General features: G+C 67.1%; 13 protein-coding genes. 12 read left to right on the top strand and 1 reads right to left on the bottom strand.

Annotation, left to right across the window (positions count from 1 at the left end; all coding sequences use genetic code 11):
• Positions 1-138 precede the first annotated feature (138 nt).
• The gene (locus tag NL2_RS08925) at positions 139-606 is read left to right on the top strand and encodes an Lrp/AsnC family transcriptional regulator (RefSeq protein WP_068073842.1); all 468 of its coding nucleotides are present in this window, start codon (positions 139-141) and stop codon (positions 604-606) included.
• A 139-nt stretch (positions 607-745) separates the two neighbouring features.
• Here NL2_RS08925 and NL2_RS08930 read toward each other — a convergent pair whose 3' ends face one another.
• Entirely contained in the window at positions 746-1432 is a 687-nt protein-coding gene (locus NL2_RS08930; protein WP_218006104.1) for a molybdopterin-dependent oxidoreductase, read from the bottom strand.
• 339 nt (positions 1433-1771) lie between these two features.
• Here NL2_RS08930 and NL2_RS08935 point away from each other — a divergent pair, with 339 nt between their 5' ends.
• The 11 genes from NL2_RS08935 (at position 1772) to cobA (ending at position 16458) form a co-directional block, all read left to right on the top strand.
• Positions 1772-2113, top strand: a complete 342-nt coding sequence (locus tag NL2_RS08935; RefSeq protein ID WP_068073847.1) for a PilZ domain-containing protein — start codon at positions 1772-1774, stop codon at positions 2111-2113.
• Between the two features lie 111 nt (positions 2114-2224).
• A complete protein-coding gene (locus NL2_RS08940) occupies positions 2225-2806 on the top strand; it encodes an ANTAR domain-containing response regulator (RefSeq protein WP_068073850.1) in 582 nt (193 codons plus the stop codon).
• The gene (locus tag NL2_RS08945; RefSeq protein ID WP_068073853.1) at positions 2803-4011 is read left to right on the top strand and encodes an ABC transporter substrate-binding protein; all 1209 of its coding nucleotides are present in this window, start codon (positions 2803-2805) and stop codon (positions 4009-4011) included. The genes NL2_RS08940 and NL2_RS08945 overlap by 4 nt, the downstream gene beginning before the upstream one ends.
• A gap of 223 nt (positions 4012-4234) precedes the next feature.
• A complete protein-coding gene (locus NL2_RS08950; protein WP_068074023.1) occupies positions 4235-5647 on the top strand; it encodes a CmpA/NrtA family ABC transporter substrate-binding protein in 1413 nt (470 codons plus the stop codon).
• Positions 5648-5658: 11 nt separating this feature from the next.
• Positions 5659-6675, top strand: a complete 1017-nt coding sequence (locus NL2_RS08955) for an ABC transporter permease (RefSeq protein WP_084355993.1) — start codon at positions 5659-5661, stop codon at positions 6673-6675.
• 24 nt (positions 6676-6699) lie between these two features.
• Complete coding sequence (locus tag NL2_RS08960) at positions 6700-8385, top strand: ABC transporter ATP-binding protein (RefSeq protein WP_068073854.1); 1686 nt, start codon at positions 6700-6702, stop codon at positions 8383-8385.
• A 50-nt stretch (positions 8386-8435) separates the two neighbouring features.
• On the top strand, positions 8436-9728 hold the full coding sequence (locus NL2_RS08965) for an alginate export family protein (RefSeq protein WP_068073856.1): 1293 nt from the start codon (positions 8436-8438) through the stop codon (positions 9726-9728).
• Positions 9729-10170: 442 nt separating this feature from the next.
• Positions 10171-12708, top strand: coding sequence for a nitrite reductase large subunit NirB (gene nirB / locus NL2_RS08970; RefSeq protein ID WP_218006105.1), 2538 nt, complete (start codon positions 10171-10173; stop codon positions 12706-12708).
• A complete protein-coding gene (gene nirD, locus NL2_RS08975) occupies positions 12705-13058 on the top strand; it encodes a nitrite reductase small subunit NirD (protein WP_068073860.1) in 354 nt (117 codons plus the stop codon). The genes nirB and nirD overlap by 4 nt, the downstream gene beginning before the upstream one ends.
• Positions 13059-13063: 5 nt before the next feature.
• Positions 13064-15661 (top strand): nitrate reductase, encoded by a 2598-nt coding sequence (locus tag NL2_RS08980; protein ID WP_068073862.1) that lies wholly within the window; start codon positions 13064-13066, stop codon positions 15659-15661.
• Complete coding sequence (gene cobA, locus NL2_RS08985) at positions 15658-16458, top strand: uroporphyrinogen-III C-methyltransferase (RefSeq protein WP_068073865.1); 801 nt, start codon at positions 15658-15660, stop codon at positions 16456-16458. Before NL2_RS08980 ends, cobA begins: the two co-directional genes overlap by 4 nt.
• The last annotated feature ends 162 nt before the right edge of the window (positions 16459-16620 follow it).

Consider the following 16620-nt stretch of genomic DNA (forward strand, 5'->3'; position numbering starts at 1 on the left):
GTGGGACGATTGCGATAAGACACAATAATATTATCCTGCACTCGATCATTCGGTGTGGAAAATTGCGCAGGATGGCGGCATGTCCTGTTGTGAACGACAATACCCGCCAATTGGCGAGCGAGGACTGGCAAGAAGGCAATGGCCACATTGGACGGCATCGATCGGCGCCTGCTCGCCGAATTGCAGGACGAAGGGCGTGTCACCAATGTGGAACTGGCCCAGCGGGTCGGGCTGACCGCACCGCCGTGCCTGCGCCGCGTGCGCGCGCTCGAGGAAGAAGGCGTGATTCGCGGCTACCATGCCGAACTCGATGCCTCCAAGCTGGGCTTCGCGATCACCGTGTTCGCGCTGGTCAGCCTGAAAAGCCAGGCCGAGGAAGCGTTGCGCCAGTTCGAGGATCACATGCGCGGGCTGCCCGAAGTGCGCGAATGCCACATGCTCAATGGCGAGATCGACTTCATCCTCAAGATCGTCAGCCGCGACTTGCAGAGCTTCCAGGAATTCCTCACCAGCAAGCTGACGCCCGCGCCCAACGTGGCGAGCGTGAAGACCTCGCTGACGATCCGCACCGCCAAGATGCTGCCCGGCGTTCCGCTGGAGGATTAGAGTCCGATGACGCTGGATTGACCCGCTCAGCCCCAGCGACGTCGAAGGATGCCAGACCAATTTCGTCTGTTGCGCATCGTGTCTCGATTACGCTCGACACGAACGGTGATGGGTTAATCCATAGCATGTTTCTGAAGCTTCACCCCCGCTTGATCGAACCCGGCACGAACAGCCGATAGATCGGGCGGATCAGCCAGTTGGGCAGCAGCGCGCGTTCTTCCTGCGCCACGCGCGCGCGCGGGTGGTCCATGAACCGGGGATACGGCTTGGGAAAGCGGTAGTGCGGCCCGGCATCGCGCCAGTATTCGAAGCCGAACAGGTGCTTCACGCTTTTGTAGCCATAGTGCGCCGGCGCCACCAGCCGCAACGGCCCGCCGTGCTCCAGCCCCAGCGGCTGTCCGTCGAGCGTGTCCGCCAGCATCACGTCGCCTGCCATGAGGTCGGCCAGCGGCAGCGAGCAGGCATACCCGTCGCTGCCCCGGAACACGACCGTCTCCGCCCCGGCGTCGGGCATCGCCGTCACCGCAGCGATGATCGCGTGCACATCGGCAAAGCGCCAGCCCGACCAGCGCACGCTGCGCACCGACCAGCCGGTCACGCAATGAAAGTCGCTGACCTGTTCGTGGCGGGGCAACACCGCCAGCCGTTCCCAGATGTCGAGCGAACGCGCCACGTCGCCGCCGATCGCCAGCTGGGGCGGGGCGCCCTGCGGCACGGGCATGGTGCGGAACTTGCCCAGACCGAAGCGCTGGAACCGGGCCGCCTCGAACTGGCCCGGGGGCAGCGGGCTGGCCATGTGGCGCCGGAGGGCCTTGGGTGGGGTCATGCGCGCGCTCCAACATAACGGTTCCGGCCAACACAGCGGTTCCGGCCAACTTGACGGTTGCGGCGATCGCCGCAGTGACCGGCAAGAAACCCGTCAGGCGACCGCACGGGACCATCCAATACGCCCAATATTCGCCAAAATCCCCGATAAGGCAAATCGTCCGTAGTTCAGCCGGATAGGTCCGGAACGGACAAGTCGCCCGCTAGTCGAAACAGCGGCGCGCCATGCGGGAAAGCATCGTGGGCACGACTATCGAGTTGTTAACTGTTTCGCGCGACAATCGGTTCATAACCACGATCTGTACTTATCCAGACAGGGCACGTCGCAGGAACCGCATCGATGACCAACACCATGCCTAGGCTCCAGTCCGCCAAGTCGGCTGCCGCCGCCGCCAAGCCTGCCGGCACGCGCAAGGTTTCGCGCCAGCCGGTCGCCGGATTGCGCAAGATCGAGATCGTCGCGGAGGCGACGCTGCCGGCCCGGCTGACCGACATCTCGACCCACGGCTGCAACGCATCGCTGGCCCACGGCACGCTGCGCCACGGCCAGTTCGTCAGCGTCCGTCTGTCGAAGGAGCACTGCATCAAGGCGATCGTGCGCTGGATCGACGGCGACATCTCCGGCCTGGAATTCCTGCGCCCGCTCACGCGCGACATCGTCGGGCAGTTCGCGCTGATCTGAAGCCCGTTCCCGCCGCACGTTCTGGCGGCCATGGCCCGCTCCTGCCGATTTTAGCGCGATCGGCGCGCGGATGGCCTTGCCTTGCGGCGTTGCTGCAGTGCACAAGACGCCATGCGCATTGCCATCATTGATGAAAGCGCAGCCCGCGCCTCGGTGATCCAGGAAGGGCTGGCGGCCGTCGCGGACTGCGAACTGTTCGTGGTCACCGAACGGCGCGGCCTGGTCGCGCGGATCGGCGAGATCGCGCCCGACATCGTGCTGATGGACCTCGGCAATCCCAGCCGCGACGTGCTGGAGGAATACTTCGCCGTCAGCCGCGCGGTGGCGCGCCCGATCGCGATGTTCGTCGACGAATCGGATGACGAATCGATCGCCGCCTCGATCGAGGCGGGGGTGTCGGCCTATGTCGTCGATGGCCTGGCCGCGCACCGCATCCGCCCGCTGCTCGATCTGGCGGTGCGCCGCTTCAACGCATTCTCGCGGCTGCAGACCGATCTGGCCGACGCGCGCGGCCGCTTGGCGGAGCGCGAGACGATCGACAAGGCCAAGCGCATCCTGATGAACACCCGCGGCTTGCCCGAACACGAAGCCTATGCCGAAATGCGCAACCACGCGATGCAGAGCGGCAAGCGCATCGCCGACATCGCCGAGGCGGTCGTCACCGCGCAATCGCTGCTGGGAGGAACACGATGAGCCAGGAACTGACGATCGGGTTCCTGCCGCTGGTCGATGCCTGCCTGCCGATCCTGGCGCGCGAACACGGCTTTGCCGAGGAAGAGGGCGTGTCGCTGCGGTTCGTGCGCGACATGACCTGGGCGACGGTGCTGGACCGGCTGCTGTACGGCTACAGCGATGCCGCCCACATGGTCGCGCCGCTGGCGATCGCCACCACGCTGGGGCGCGGGCGGCCGGCGCAACCGCTGTCGGTGCCGTTCGTGCTGGGGCTGAACGGCAACGCCATCACCATGGCCCCCGAACTGGCGGCGCGCGTGGCGGTGACGGGCGGATTGGGCGACCCGGCGGTGATCGGCGCGGCCTTGGCCATCGAGGCGCGGCGCCGGGCCGAAATCGGCCGCCCGCTGCGGTTCGGCGTGGTCCACCGCTATTCCAGCCACAGCTACGTCCTGCGCTACTGGCTGGCGTCGAGCGGCATCCGCCCCGACCGCGACGTGGAGATCACCACCGTGGCCCCGCCGTTCTGCGCCGATGCGCTGGAGACGGGTGAAGTCGATGCGATCTGCGTGGGCGAGCCGTGGAATTCGGTGGCCGTGGAGCGCGGCGCCGGGCAGATCGCGCTGGTCACCGCGCAGATCTGGCGACGCGGCGTGGAAAAGGTGCTGGCGCTGCGCGAGCCGGTGCTCAACGACCGGCGGGATGCGACAGAGGCGCTGATCCGGGCGATGCGCAAGGCCGGCGCACACTTTGTCGATCCGGCCAACTTGGAAACCAATGCGGCTATTCTGGCGCGCCCTGAGTACCTCGATGGTGATGCGCGCCTGATCCAGCGCGCGATTTCGGACCGCCTGCTGCTGTCGCGCGGCGGGCAGGTGGTGCACTATCCCGATTTCATGTTCCAGTACCGCGAGGCGGCGAACTTCCCGTGGGTGAGCCAGGCCGAATGGCTCTACACGCAGATGGTGCGGTGGGACGACGTCGTGTTCGATCCCGAAAACGCGCAGCGGGCCGCGCGCGTGTTCCGCCCCGACGTATACCGCAGTGCACTGTTGGGCACCGGCGATGTGCTGCCCGGCGCCAGTTCGAAAGTCGAAGGCAGCGTCGGCCAGCGCACCGCAGTGACCACCCAGCAGGGCAGCATGACATTGGAAAGCAATCGCTTTTTCGACGGGATGGTGTTCGATCCGACCGACCTGAGGGGCTATCTGGCGCGGCTGCCCTGAAGGAAATTTCGTGCTGCACTGCAAAAACCGCTTTACCCCGGACCTGCGAATCGCATAGAAGCAGGGCAACCGAGATGACGCCGTCCAACGCTGGACGATGATGCGCTCCTCGGTTGGTTCGAAACATTGCGTGGCAACGTCGCCGCCCGATCTGGTCCCATCCGGGATCAAGTCTGGGCGGTTTTTTGCGTTGTTCGCGCGCTTCAACAGGGAAAATGAGCGCATGACCAAGGTTCGGTTCGACAAACGCGGAATGATCGCGGCCCTGCTGATCGCCACGACGCTGTCGGGTGCGCTCGCCGGTTGCGGCAAAAGCGGCGCACCGGCTGCCGGGGGCGACATCGCCAAGCTCGCCGCCGCCAACGGCATCGAGAAATCCAACCTCAAGCTGGGCTTCATCAAGCTGACCGACATGGCGCCGCTCGCCATCGCCAAGGAGAAGGGCTTCTTCGCCGCCGAAGGGCTCAACGTCACGCTGGAACCGCAGGCCAACTGGAAGGTGCTGCTCGACGGTGTCGCCGGTGGCCAGCTCGATGGGGCGCACATGCTCGCCGGCCAGCCGATCGCCGCTGCCGCCGGGATCGGCGCCAAGGTCAAGCTGATCGCGCCGCTCAGCCTCGATCTCAACGGCAACGCCATCACCGTGTCGAACAAGGTGTGGGCTGAAATTTCCCCGTCGCTGCCCAAGGATGCCGACGGCAAGGTCAAGCATCCGATCCCGGCATCCGCGCTGAAGGCGGCGATGGCGGGCAAAAGCCTGAAGTTCGGCATGGTGTTCCCGTTCAGCCCGCACAACTACGAACTGCGCTACTGGCTGGCCGCCGGCGGCATTGCCCCGGGCTTCTACCTGCCGGGCGACCTGGCCGGCACGACCGGTGCGCAAGTGCAGATTTCGGTTACCCCGCCGCCGCAGATGCCCGCCACGCTCGAAGCCGGCACGATCGACGGCTATTCGGTGGGTGAGCCGTGGAACCAGGCGGCGGTGAAGAAGAAGATCGGCGTGCCGATCATCACCGACGACGAGATCTTCCACAACAATCCGGAAAAGGTGTTCGGCATGACCGACGCTTTCGCCGCGAAGAACCCCAAGACCACCCAGGCGATCCTGCGCGCGCTGATCAAGGCGCAGCAATGGCTCGATGCCGATGGTGGCAAGAACCGCGCAGAAGCGGTGAAGATCCTGGCGCAGCCCAACTACGTCGGCGCCGATCCCGAAGTGATCGCCGCATCGATGACCGGCAAGTTCACGTTCGCGCCGGGCGACACCCGCGATGCACCGGGCTTCAACATCTTCTTCGACCAGTTCGCGGGCTATCCGTTCTACTCCGACGCGATCTGGGATCTCACCCAGATGCGCCGCTGGGGCCAGATCGCCGACGACAAGTCCGACCAGTGGTACTTCGACACCGCCAAGGCCGTGTACCGGCCCGACCTGTACATGTCGGCCGCCAAAAGCCTGGTCGATGCAGGCGTGATCCCTGCCGGATCGGTGCCGGAAACCGACGGCTTCAAGGCGGCGGAATCGGGCTTCATCGATGGCGTCAGCTATGATGGCAAGCAGCCCAACGCCTACCTCGCCAAGTTCTCGATCGGCCTGAAGCAGGGCCAGCACGTAACGCCTGCGGGCGTGAAGTAAGGACAACCGACATGACCGTCGCATCGATCAGGAAAGACGATTTCGTTCGCGATCTCGAAGTTGCCACGCCTGAGGATGCGGCGGCACGGGAACCGGCCCATCTGCCGGTAAAGGACACGGCGGTGAAGAAGAACCGCCTGCTCGATCGCATCGCGCTGCCGCCGGGCCGCGTGATATTCGAGGCGGCGTGGCCGCCGGTGGTCGGCGTGCTGACGTTCCTGGGGATGTGGGCCGTGCTCGCGCCGCTGGTCAAGACCTCGCTCGGCACGCTGCCCGGGCCGGGCGACGTCTGGACCGCGTTCGGCGGACTGATGGACGAATATTCCGCCGCCCGCGCTGCCGCTGCCGTGGCCGAGGCTGCCGGGCAAAGCTATTCCGGGCCGCCCACGTTCATCGACCAGATCTTCACCTCGCTGAAGACCGTGGCGCTGGGCTTCGTGCTGTCCACGCTGGTGGCGGTGCCGCTGGGGCTGGTCGCGGGCATGTCGAAGCGGGTCAACGCCGCGATCAACCCGCTGGTGCAGATCCTCAAGCCGATCAGCCCGCTGGCCTGGCTGCCGATCGTGACGATGGTGGTGTCCGCCTCGATCACCAGCGAAGACCCGACGCTGGCGAAAAGCTTCGTGATTTCCGCCGTGGTGGTGATGCTGTGCTCGCTGTGGCCCACGCTGATCAACACCGCGATCGGCACCGCGTCGATCGACAAGGACTTGCTCGCGGTGGGCCGGGTGCTGCGGCTTGGCTGGTTTGCGCGGCTGACCAAGCTCGTGCTGCCGTCGTCGCTGCCCTACATCTTCACCGGCATGCGCCTGTCGCTGGGCGTGGGCTGGATGGTGCTGATCGCAGCGGAAATGCTCGCGCAGAACCCCGGCCTCGGCAAGTTCGTGTGGGACGAATTCCAGAACGGCAACGAAAAGTCGCTCGCCCGGATCATGGTGGCGGTGGTGGTGATCGGCCTGATCGGCTTCGCGCTCGACCGCATCATGATGGCGCTGCAGGCCGCCGTCAGCCGCAACCGCACCGTCTGACGAACCGCGAAAGGGCACGACACCATGGACCCGACCTCGATCCTCTCGCTGCGCAACGTGACCAAGCGTTACGCGGGCAAGTCCGGCGCCACCACGGAAGTGCTGGCCGGCATCGACCTTGAGGTCAGGGAAGGCGAATTCATCGCCATCCTGGGCTTTTCGGGCGCTGGCAAGACCACGCTGATCTCGTGCATCGCCGGACTGGTCGAGCCCGACGCGGGCGAGATCCTGCTGAAGGGCAAGGCGATCGACGGGCCGGGGCGCGACCGGGGGCTGGTGTTCCAGTCGTACTCGCTGCTGCCATGGCTCACGGTGGAAAAGAACGTCGCGCTGGCGGTCGATGCGGTCCACAAGGATCGTACCGCCGAAGAACGCAAAGCGCTGGTGCGCCAGAAGGTCGAGCTGGTCGGGCTGGGCCATGCGATGGACCGCAAGCCGGGGCAGCTTTCGGGCGGCATGCGCCAGCGCGTGGCCGTGGCCCGCGCGCTGGCAATGGAGCCCGAAATCCTCTTGCTCGACGAACCGCTGTCCGCGCTCGACGCGCTGACCCGCGCCAAGCTGCAGGACGAGATCGAGCGCATCCGCAAGCACGAAGGCCGCACCATCATCCTGGTGACCAACGATGTCGATGAAGCGCTGCTGCTGGCCGATCGCGTCGCGGTGCTGACCCCGGCGCCGGCCGCCACCATCGGGCGGATGTTCGACGTTGCGCTGCCCCGCCCGCGCGATCGCGAGGCGGTGAACGACGATCCGGCGTTCCAGGCCTTGCGCGGAGAGATCGTGTCGTACCTCGGCTCGCTGGTCGCGGGCCGCGTGCGCACCGTGGCCGATTACGGCAACCTGCCCAACGTGACGCCGCTCGACCTCGCGCCCCCGCCGCAGGCCTATCGCGATGCGGCGCGCGGCGGCACCGACCGGCGGTTCATGGAATTCTACAAGCTGCACAAGGTCTATCCCACGCCCAAGGGCCCGCTGACCGTGGTCGATGATTTCAACCTGCTGATGGACAAGGGTGAATTCGTCTCGCTGATCGGCCACTCGGGCTGCGGCAAGTCGACCGTGCTGACGATGGCGGCCGGGCTCAACGCGATCAGCAAGGGCTCGATCGTGCTCGACAACCGCGAGATCGACATTGCCGGGCCGGACAAGGCGGTGGTGTTCCAGGCGCCCAGCCTGATGCCATGGCTGACCGCGCGGCAGAACGTCGCGCTGGGGGTGGAGCGGGTCTATCCGCACGCCAGCAAGGCCGAACGCGGCGAGATCATCGACTATTACCTCGACCGCGTCGGGCTTTCCGATGCGCGCGACAAGCTGGCGGCGGAAATGTCGAACGGCATGCGCCAGCGGGTGGGCATCGCCCGCGCGTTTGCGCTGTCGCCCCGGCTGCTGCTGCTCGATGAACCGTTCGGGATGCTCGACAGCCTGACCCGCTGGGACTTGCAGGACGTGCTGGTCGAAGTGTGGAACCGCACCAAGGTGACCGCGATCATGGTCACGCACGACGTCGACGAGGCGATCCTGCTCGCCGATCGGGTGGTGATGATGACCAACGGCCCCAATGCCACGATCGGCAAAGTGCTCAAGATCGACCTGCCGCGCCCGCGCGATCGCAAGGCGTTGCTCCAGCACCCGGATTTCTACGCATACCGCCAGGAAGTGCTGCATTTCCTGGCCGAATACGATCACGGACCGCACGAGAAGGCGGCCTGACACGAAGGGCCAGGGAGGCCCGGTTCACAACCACTACGAGGGAAAATGACATGACCGTTCGTCTTGCTGTCGCGGCACTGGTTGCCGCGCCGATCGCGCTCGCCTCGGTTCCGGCCTGCGCCGCGCCGCCGCCCAAGCACCAGTTCGGTGATCCCGTGCCGATGGGCGACGGGCTGACCTTTGACCCGATGCTCGACCTGCGGCTGCGCTACGAACACGTCGATCAGCCCGCGACCGACGCCGATGCGGTGACCTTGCGCCTGCGCAGCGGGTTCGAGATCAAGCACGCACCGTCGCACCTGGCGTTCCTGGCCGAAGCCGAGGCCACGCTGGCGTTCGACAAGCATTACAACGCGTTCCCGTTCGCCATCGCCGACAGCCAGCGGCGGCTGGCCTATTCGGTGGTTGCCGATCCGCAGAACATCGAGCTCAACCGCCTGCAGTTGCAGTACAAGACCAAGGAGGCCACCGTCACGGTGGGTCGCCAGCGGATCAACCTCGATGATCAGCGCTGGGTCGGTTCGGTCGGCTGGCGCCAGAACGAACAGACGTTCGACGCGGTGCGCGGCGAAGCCAAGTTCGGCCCGGTCAGCGTCGATGCGACGTACTCGATCGCGCAGCGCACGATCTTCGGCCACGATGCCGGACCGCGCCGCTCGTACCAGGGTGATTTCGTGTTCCTGGGCGCGGGCGCGCAAGTCGGACCGATCCAGCTCAAGGGCTTTGCCTATCTGCTGGGCTACGACGCCAAGGAGCAGGCCGGCGCGCTGGCGATCGTCAATGCCGATACCCAGACGTACGGCGGCCGCGCCACCGGCCAGTTCGCGCTGAGCAAGCAGGTCAAGCTGGCGGTTGCGGCCAGCTATGCCCGCCAGTCGGGCTATCGCAACAACCCGCTGAGCTATGGCGCCAACTATGTCGCGGGCGAGGCGGGCCTGTCGTACGCGGGCTTCACCGTGACCGGCGGGTACGAACTGCTCGGCAGCAACAAGGGCCGCGCGCTGCAGACGCAGCTGGCGACGCTGCACAAGTTCAACGGCTGGGCCGATGTGTTCCTGACCACGCCCGCCGCGGGCCTGCAGGATCTGTACGGCGGCGTTTCGTACAAGTTCGCCAAGATCAAGGCGCTGCCGGGGCTGAATGCGGGCGTGACCTATCACCGCTTCGACAGCGACGTGGGCCATTTGCGCTATGGCGACGAATGGGACGCCAGCTTTGGCTTAAAGGTGAGCAAAGTGACGCTGCTGGCCAAGTACGCGCGCTACAACCAGATGGGCGCCAAGGACTTTGCGACCGACACTGACACCAAGAAGTTCTGGCTGCAGGCCGAATACAGCTTCTGACGGGCGAAAACGAACGAAGCCTTCTCTCCTTCGGGGGAGAGGGTTGGGAGAGGGGGCCGAGAGAGGGAATCGCATAACGAAACCCCTCTCAACTCCGGCCGGGCAGGCAAGCTGCCGGGCCTTCGCATTTCTCCCCTGCAGGGGAGCGAGCACATGGCGGAGTGGCGTTGTTGCTGCTCGGAACGACCGCAGCGGCTGCCCGATGCCGGGCGTCCGGCACAATTTTGCTGCACTGCAAAAAACAGCTTGTCCAGAGCGCCCCGAATCGGGTAAAAGGCGGGCAAGCGGAAAGCGCCGTCCAACGTTGGACGAACCAGCGCCCTGCACCAAACACCTTAAATCGCGTGGCAACGAAGCCGCCCGGTCTGATCCTTCCCAGGGTCGGTTCGTGGCGGCTTTTTTGCGTGCGCGCGTTGCGATGGAGATCGACGTGAACGCTCCGATGAGTATCCAGGATCGCGGCACACCGCGCGCGTTGCGCGAACGGCTGGTGGTGATCGGCAACGGCATGGCCGGGTGCCGCGCGGTGGAGGAAATCCTCGCCCGCGACCCCGATCGCTATGCCATCACCATTTTCGGGGCCGAACCCCGGGTCAACTACAACCGCATCATGCTGTCGCCGGTGCTGGCGGGCGAGAAGGCGTTCGACGACATCGTCATCAATGCCGCCGAATGGTACACCGACAACGCCATCACCCTGATCTCCGGCGATCCGGTGGCGCAGATCGATCGCGGCACGCAGACCGTGATCGGCAAGTCCGGCCGGGTCGAGCCGTATGACAAGCTGCTGATCGCGACGGGGTCGGACCCGTTCATCATCCCCGTTCCCGGCAAGGATCTGGCGGGCGTGGTCACGTTCCGCGATCTGGACGATGTCGACAAAATGCTGGCCGCAGCCGAGGCGGGCAAGGCCCATGGCGGCGGCACGGCGGTGGTCATCGGCGGCGGCCTGCTCGGGCTCGAAGCGGCGCACGGCCTCAGCCTGCGCGGCATGCAGGTCACCGTCATCCACCTGATGCCCACCCTGATGGAACGCCAGCTCGATGAAGCGGCGGGCTGGCTGTTGAAGGCCGAGCTGGAACGGCGCGGTCAGGTGATCCTGACGGGCGCCGACACCGCCGAGATCGTCGGCAAGGACGGCCACGTCAGCGCGGTCAAGCTGAAGGACGGGCGCGAGATCGCGGCGGACATCGTGGTCATGGCGGTGGGCATCCGCCCCGCGACGGGGCTGGCCAAGGCCGCCGGGATCGAGGTCGAGCGCGGCATCATGGTCGACGATCACATGGTCACGTCCGACCCGGCGATCCTGGCGGTGGGCGAATGCGTGCAGCACCGGGGCACCTGCTATGGCCTCGTCGCGCCGCTGTGGGACATGTGCCGCGCACTGGCCGACGCCGCCACCTGGAGCGGGGCGACCGACGCGCCGACCGGCTATGCCGGATCGGTCACCTCCACCAAGCTCAAGGTTTCGGGCATCGACCTGTTTTCGGGCGGGGACTTTTCGGGCGGGGATGGCGCGGAAGACATCGTCATGCGCGATGCCGCGCGCGGCATCTACAAGCGCGTGGTGGTCAAGGACAACCGCGTGGTCGGCGCGGTGCTGTATGGCGATACCGCCGACGGCAACTGGTATTTCGATCTGCTCAAGAAGGGCGACGACATCTCCGATATCCGGGAGGCGCTGATCTTCGGGCAGGCCTTCGCGTCCGGGGGGGCGCCGCTGGACCCTAACGCTGCCGTTGCTGCCCTCGCGAACGATGCCGAGATCTGTGGCTGCAACGGCGTTTCCAAGGGCCGCGTGGTCCAGTCGATCCTGGATGGCGCGTGCAGCCTCGATGCGGTGCGCGCCACCTGCAAGGCGTCGGCCAGCTGCGGATCGTGCACCGGGCTGGTCGAAAGCCTGCTGGCGATAACGCTGGGCGATGAATTCGCCGGCGAACGCGCGATCAAGACGGTGTGCAAATGCACCAGCTTCGGCCACGACGATGTCCGCCGCCTGATCGTGGAAAAGGGCCTGAAGGCGATCCCGCAAGTGATGCAGGAACTGCACTGGTCCACCCCCGATGGCTGCGCCTCATGCCGCCCCGCGCTCAACTACTACCTGCTGTGCGCCTGGCCGGGCGAATACGAGGACGACCAGAAGAGTCGCTTCGTCAACGAGCGGATGCACGCCAACATCCAGAAGGACGGCACCTATTCGGTGGTGCCGCGCATGTGGGGCGGGCTGACCAACCCGCGCGAGCTGCGCGCGATTGCCGACGTGGTCGATAAATTCAACGCGCCGATGGTCAAGGTTACCGGCGGTCAGCGTCTCGATATCTTCGGGATCAAGAAGGAAGACCTGCCTGCGGTGTGGGCCGATCTCAACGCCGCCGGGATGGTTTCGGGCCACGCCTATGGCAAGTCGCTGCGCACGGTGAAGACCTGCGTGGGGTCCGAATGGTGCCGCTTCGGCACGCAGGATTCGACCGGGCTGGGCGTGAAGCTCGAGCACCTGACCTGGGGCAGCTGGATGCCGCACAAGTTCAAGATCGCGGTCAGCGGCTGCCCGCGCAACTGCGCCGAGGCGACGATCAAGGACTTCGGCGTGATCTGCGTCGACAGCGGGTACGAACTGATGGTCGGCGGCAACGGCGGGATCAAGCTGCGCGGCACCGACCTGCTGTGCAAGGTGGCGACCGAGGCGGAGGCGATGCGCATCTGCGCCGCGTTCATCCAGCTCTATCGCGAACAGGCGCATTACCTGGAACGCACCGCACCGTGGATCGAACGCGTCGGGCTCGACCATGTGAAGGCCGGGCTGTTCGACGATCCCGAGGCGATCGAGCGGCTGGCCGCGCGGTTCCGCTATTCGCAGTCGTTCATGCAGGACGATCCGTGGGCAAAACGCGCCGCGGGCGAGGACAGCGAACTGCACCAGCATCTGGCCGAAGTGCGGCCGCTGATGCCCAGCGCGATCACCGTGGAGACCGTATCATGATCGGAGACTGGCTCGATATCGGCCCGGTGGGCCAGATCGCCCCCGGCAACGCGCGCACCTTGCCGGTGCGGGGCGGAGCGGAGATCGCGATCTTTCACACGCTCGACAACCAGTTCTATGCGCTGGTCAACAGCTGCCCGCACAAGCAGGGGCCGCTGTCGCAAGGCATCGTCCACGGCAATGTCGTGACCTGCCCGCTGCACAACTGGAACATCTCGCTCAAAAGCGGCGAGGCGTTGGGCGAGGACAAAGGGTGCGTGCCCACCATCCCGCTACGCGTCGATGCGGGGCGGATCTATCTGCTGCGCGAGGCGGTGGTCGGCGGCAATCCTTCGGCGCAGGCGGCCTGAGGCGCGTGAGCAAGGTCCGCACCACCTGCGCATATTGCGGGGTCGGCTGCGGCATCGTCGCCACGCCCATCGGTGAGCGCAGCGTCACCATCGCCGGGGACCGCGACCACCCCGCCAACTTCGGCAAGCTGTGCTCCAAGGGCACGCACCTGGGCGAGACGGTTGGGCTGGAGGGTCGGCTGCTGGTCCCGCACATCGGCGACCGCGCCGCTGGCTGGGACGAGGCGCTCGATCTGGTAGCCACGCGCATGCGCGACTGCATCGCCGAGCATGGCCCGGATAGCGTGGCGTTCTATGTCTCGGGCCAGCTGCTGACCGAGGATTACTACGTCGCCAACAAGCTGATGAAGGGCTTCGTCGGCAGCGGCAACATCGATACCAACAGCCGCCTGTGCATGGCGAGCGCGGTCGCCGCCCACGTCATGGCGTTCGGCGAGGATGTCGTGCCGTGCAATTACGACGATCTCGACGCCGCCGACCTGATCCTGCTGGTCGGTTCGAACACCGCGTGGTGCCATCCGGTGATCTGGCAGCGGATCGAAAAGGCGCGCGAGCGGCGCGGTACGCGGCTGGTGGTGATCGATCCGCGCCGCACCGAAACCGCCGAGCAGGCCGATCTGCACATTCCGATCGCGCCCGATGGCGACATCGCGCTGTTCAACGCGCTGCTGGCCGATATGCACCAGCGCGGACTGGTCGATCCGGCGGCGCTGGACCGCAGCGTCGCGGTGCCGGAAGGGTTCTGGGACGGGCTGGCCTGCGATCCGGGTATCGATGCCACGCTGTTCGCGCGGCTGGCCGACATGGTCGCCGCGCACCCGCGCACGATCACGCTGTTCAGCCAGGGCGCCAACCAGTCGGTCTGCGGCACCGACAAGGGGCTGGCGATCACCAACCTGCACCTGGCCACCGGTCGCATCAACCGCATCGGCGCCGGGCCGTTCAGCATCACCGGCCAGCCCAACGCGATGGGCGGGCGCGAAGTGGGCGGCATGGCCAACACGCTGGCCTGTCACCTCGGCTTTTCCGCAACCGAGCTGGCCGACGCCGGAACGTTCTGGAATGCCGGGCAGATGTGCACCGGGCCGGGACTGAAGGCGGTCGACATGTTCCGCGCGGTGCACGACGGGCGGATCAGGTTCCTGTGGGTGATGGCGACCAACCCCGCCGTGTCGATGCCCGACTCCACCTTCGTGCGCGCGGCGCTGGCCAAGTGCCCCACCGTGGTGGTGTCCGATGTGATGGCCGATACCGACACCGGCCGGTTCGCGCATATCCGCCTGCCCGCGCTGGCGTGGGGCGAGAAGGACGGCACGGTCACCAATTCCGAACGCCGCATCAGCCGCCAGCGCGCGCTGTTCGCCCCGCCGGGTGAAACGCGCGCCGACTGGCGGATCGTGTGCGACGTCGCGGCGCGGCTGGGCTGGGGCAGCGCGTTCGCGTTCGCATCGCCCGCTGCGGTGTTCCGCGAATATGCCGCGATGACCGCGCTGGCGATGCGCCATGGCAAGAAGCTCGACCTGACCGCGTGGGCGGACCTGACCGATCGCGCTTACGAAGTGCTCCAGCCGTTCCAGTGGGGCGGCGAGCATCCGCTGGCCAACGGTTATTCCACGCCCGATGGCAAGGCCCGGCTCGTGGCGGTCCAGCCGCCGCGGACCGAGGCCGATCCGGCCTATCCGCTGCGGCTCAACACCGGGCGCTATCGCGACCAGTGGCACACGATGACGCGCACAGCGCTGTCGCCCACGCTGTCGCAGCACCGGCGCGAGCCGCTGCTCGAGGTGAACCCCGCCGATGCGCTGGCGCAAGGGCTGTCGGACGGCGGGCTGGCGCGCGTGGTCACGCCGCACGGCCGGTCGATCTTCCGCGTCAGCGTCACCGCCGACCAGCGGCGCGGCGACATCTTCGTGCCGATGCACTGGACCGATACGATGGCCGGCGAAGGGCGCAGCAACCGCCTGCCGGGGCAGGGGGCGGACCCGCATTCGGGCCAGCCCGGCTTCAAGAACGGCCCCGCGCGGATCGAGCCGGTCACCCCCGAATGGCGCGGCTTCCTCGTCACCCGCGACGATCCGGTGCCGGTCGGCCTGCTCTACTGGACGCGGTCGCGCGTTGCAGGCAGCGGGGCGGGCAGCGGATCTGGCGGCTGGCTGTATGAACTGGCTGGCGACGGCGCGATCGACAGCGCCGCGCTGCTGCCCACCGGCGACGTGCTCGAAGCGGCCGACCCGGTGCGCGGCATGCGGCGCATCGCGGTGCGCGGGCCCGGCGGATCGCTCGCCGCCGCGCTGTTCGTCACCCGGTCGGGCACGTTGCCCCCGCGCGAATGGGTTGCCGACCAGCTTGGCAGCGACGACGCCTCGCCCGTTGAACTGCTGGCGGGCCGACCCAGCACGCCCGCGCCCGATCGCGGCGCGATCGTGTGCGTGTGCCACGGCGTGGGCGATCGCGCGATCACCGCCGCCGTCGATGCGGGCGCGGCCACGGTCGAGGCGATCGGTGCCGCCACTTGCGCCGGAACCAACTGCGGCAGCTGCCGCCCCGCCATCGCCCGGCTGCTCGAAGCCGCGATCGCCAAACCCACGGAGCAGGCGGCATGACCGATTTTCCCGCAGGCAGCATCTGGCTCGTCGGCGCCGGGCCGGGCGACCCGGACTTGCTGACGCGCAAGGCCGAACGGCTGATCCGCGCCGCCAGCGTGATCTTCCACGATGCGCTGGTCGGCCCCGGCGTGCTCGATCTCGCCGCGCCGGGCACGCGGCTGGTGCACGTCGGCAAGCGATCGGGCCGCCATTCGAAGGATCAGGCGACGATCGACAAGCTGATCGTCGAGGCGGCGCTGCAGGGGGACCGCGTCGTCCGCCTGAAGGGCGGCGATCCGGCGATCTTCGGCCGCGCGACCGAGGAGCTCGACGCCGCACGCGCCGCCGGGGTGCCCATCAGCGTGTGCCCCGGCATCACCGCCGCCAGCGCCGCCGCCGCCAGCCTGGGCACCTCGCTCACGCTGCGGGGCCTCGCGCGCAAGCTCACCTTCGTGACCGCCCATGCCCGCGCCGGCGAGCCGCTGGTGCTTGATTGGCAGGCGCTGGCCGATCCGCAGGCGACGCTGGCGGTCTACATGGGCAAGGCCGCCGCCGGGCTGCTGTCGCGCGAGCTGATCGCCGCCGGGCTGCCCGCGTCCACCCCCGTCGCCATGGTCGAGAACGCCAGCCTGCCCACCGAACGCACCTTGCGCACCCGGCTCGACCTGCTGCCGCTCGCCGCGCAAAGCGCGCTGGGCGATGGCCCGGCGGTGCTGCTGATCGGCGAAGGGCTGCGCGAGCGGGAGCAAAAAGCCCTCGCCTCTGTCGGCAAGGGATTCGCATACCAGCGCCCTGTCTCGTTATCGTCATCCTGAACTCGTTTCAGGATCCATCGGGCCGTTTGGTCGGCACCGGCGGAATTGGGTTAGACCGGGCCGAAAGGCCTCTCAAACCCATCCGCCGTGCAGGCGGAGGAATGGATCCTGAAACGAGTTCAGGATGACGATCAAAAAGGGTGGTTGGACGGATTATAGCTC

The organism is Novosphingobium lentum NBRC 107847, from assembly GCF_001590965.1.
In the GTDB taxonomy this organism is placed as follows: Bacteria; Pseudomonadota; Alphaproteobacteria; order Sphingomonadales; family Sphingomonadaceae; genus Novosphingobium; species Novosphingobium lentum.

Bases quoted from the DNA above. Each gene is read 5' to 3' on its own strand.
- cobA (WP_068073865.1), top strand. From the start codon at position 15,658: ATGACCGATTTTCCCGCAGGCAGCATCTGGCTCGTCGGCGCCGGGCCG.
- NL2_RS08945 (WP_068073853.1), top strand. From the start codon at position 2,803: ATGAGCCAGGAACTGACGATCGGGTTCCTGCCGCTGGTCGATGCCTGC.
- NL2_RS08925 (WP_068073842.1), top strand. From the start codon at position 139: ATGGCCACATTGGACGGCATCGATCGGCGCCTGCTCGCCGAATTGCAG.
- NL2_RS08930 (WP_218006104.1), bottom strand. From the start codon at position 1,432: ATGACCCCACCCAAGGCCCTCCGGCGCCACATGGCCAGCCCGCTGCCC.
- NL2_RS08965 (WP_068073856.1), top strand. From the start codon at position 8,436: ATGACCGTTCGTCTTGCTGTCGCGGCACTGGTTGCCGCGCCGATCGCG.
- NL2_RS08935 (WP_068073847.1), top strand. From the start codon at position 1,772: ATGACCAACACCATGCCTAGGCTCCAGTCCGCCAAGTCGGCTGCCGCC.
- NL2_RS08955 (WP_084355993.1), top strand. From the start codon at position 5,659: ATGACCGTCGCATCGATCAGGAAAGACGATTTCGTTCGCGATCTCGAA.
- nirD (WP_068073860.1), top strand. From the start codon at position 12,705: ATGATCGGAGACTGGCTCGATATCGGCCCGGTGGGCCAGATCGCCCCC.
- NL2_RS08950 (WP_068074023.1), top strand. From the start codon at position 4,235: ATGACCAAGGTTCGGTTCGACAAACGCGGAATGATCGCGGCCCTGCTG.
- nirB (WP_218006105.1), top strand. From the start codon at position 10,171: ATGAGTATCCAGGATCGCGGCACACCGCGCGCGTTGCGCGAACGGCTG.
- NL2_RS08940 (WP_068073850.1), top strand. From the start codon at position 2,225: ATGCGCATTGCCATCATTGATGAAAGCGCAGCCCGCGCCTCGGTGATC.
- NL2_RS08960 (WP_068073854.1), top strand. From the start codon at position 6,700: ATGGACCCGACCTCGATCCTCTCGCTGCGCAACGTGACCAAGCGTTAC.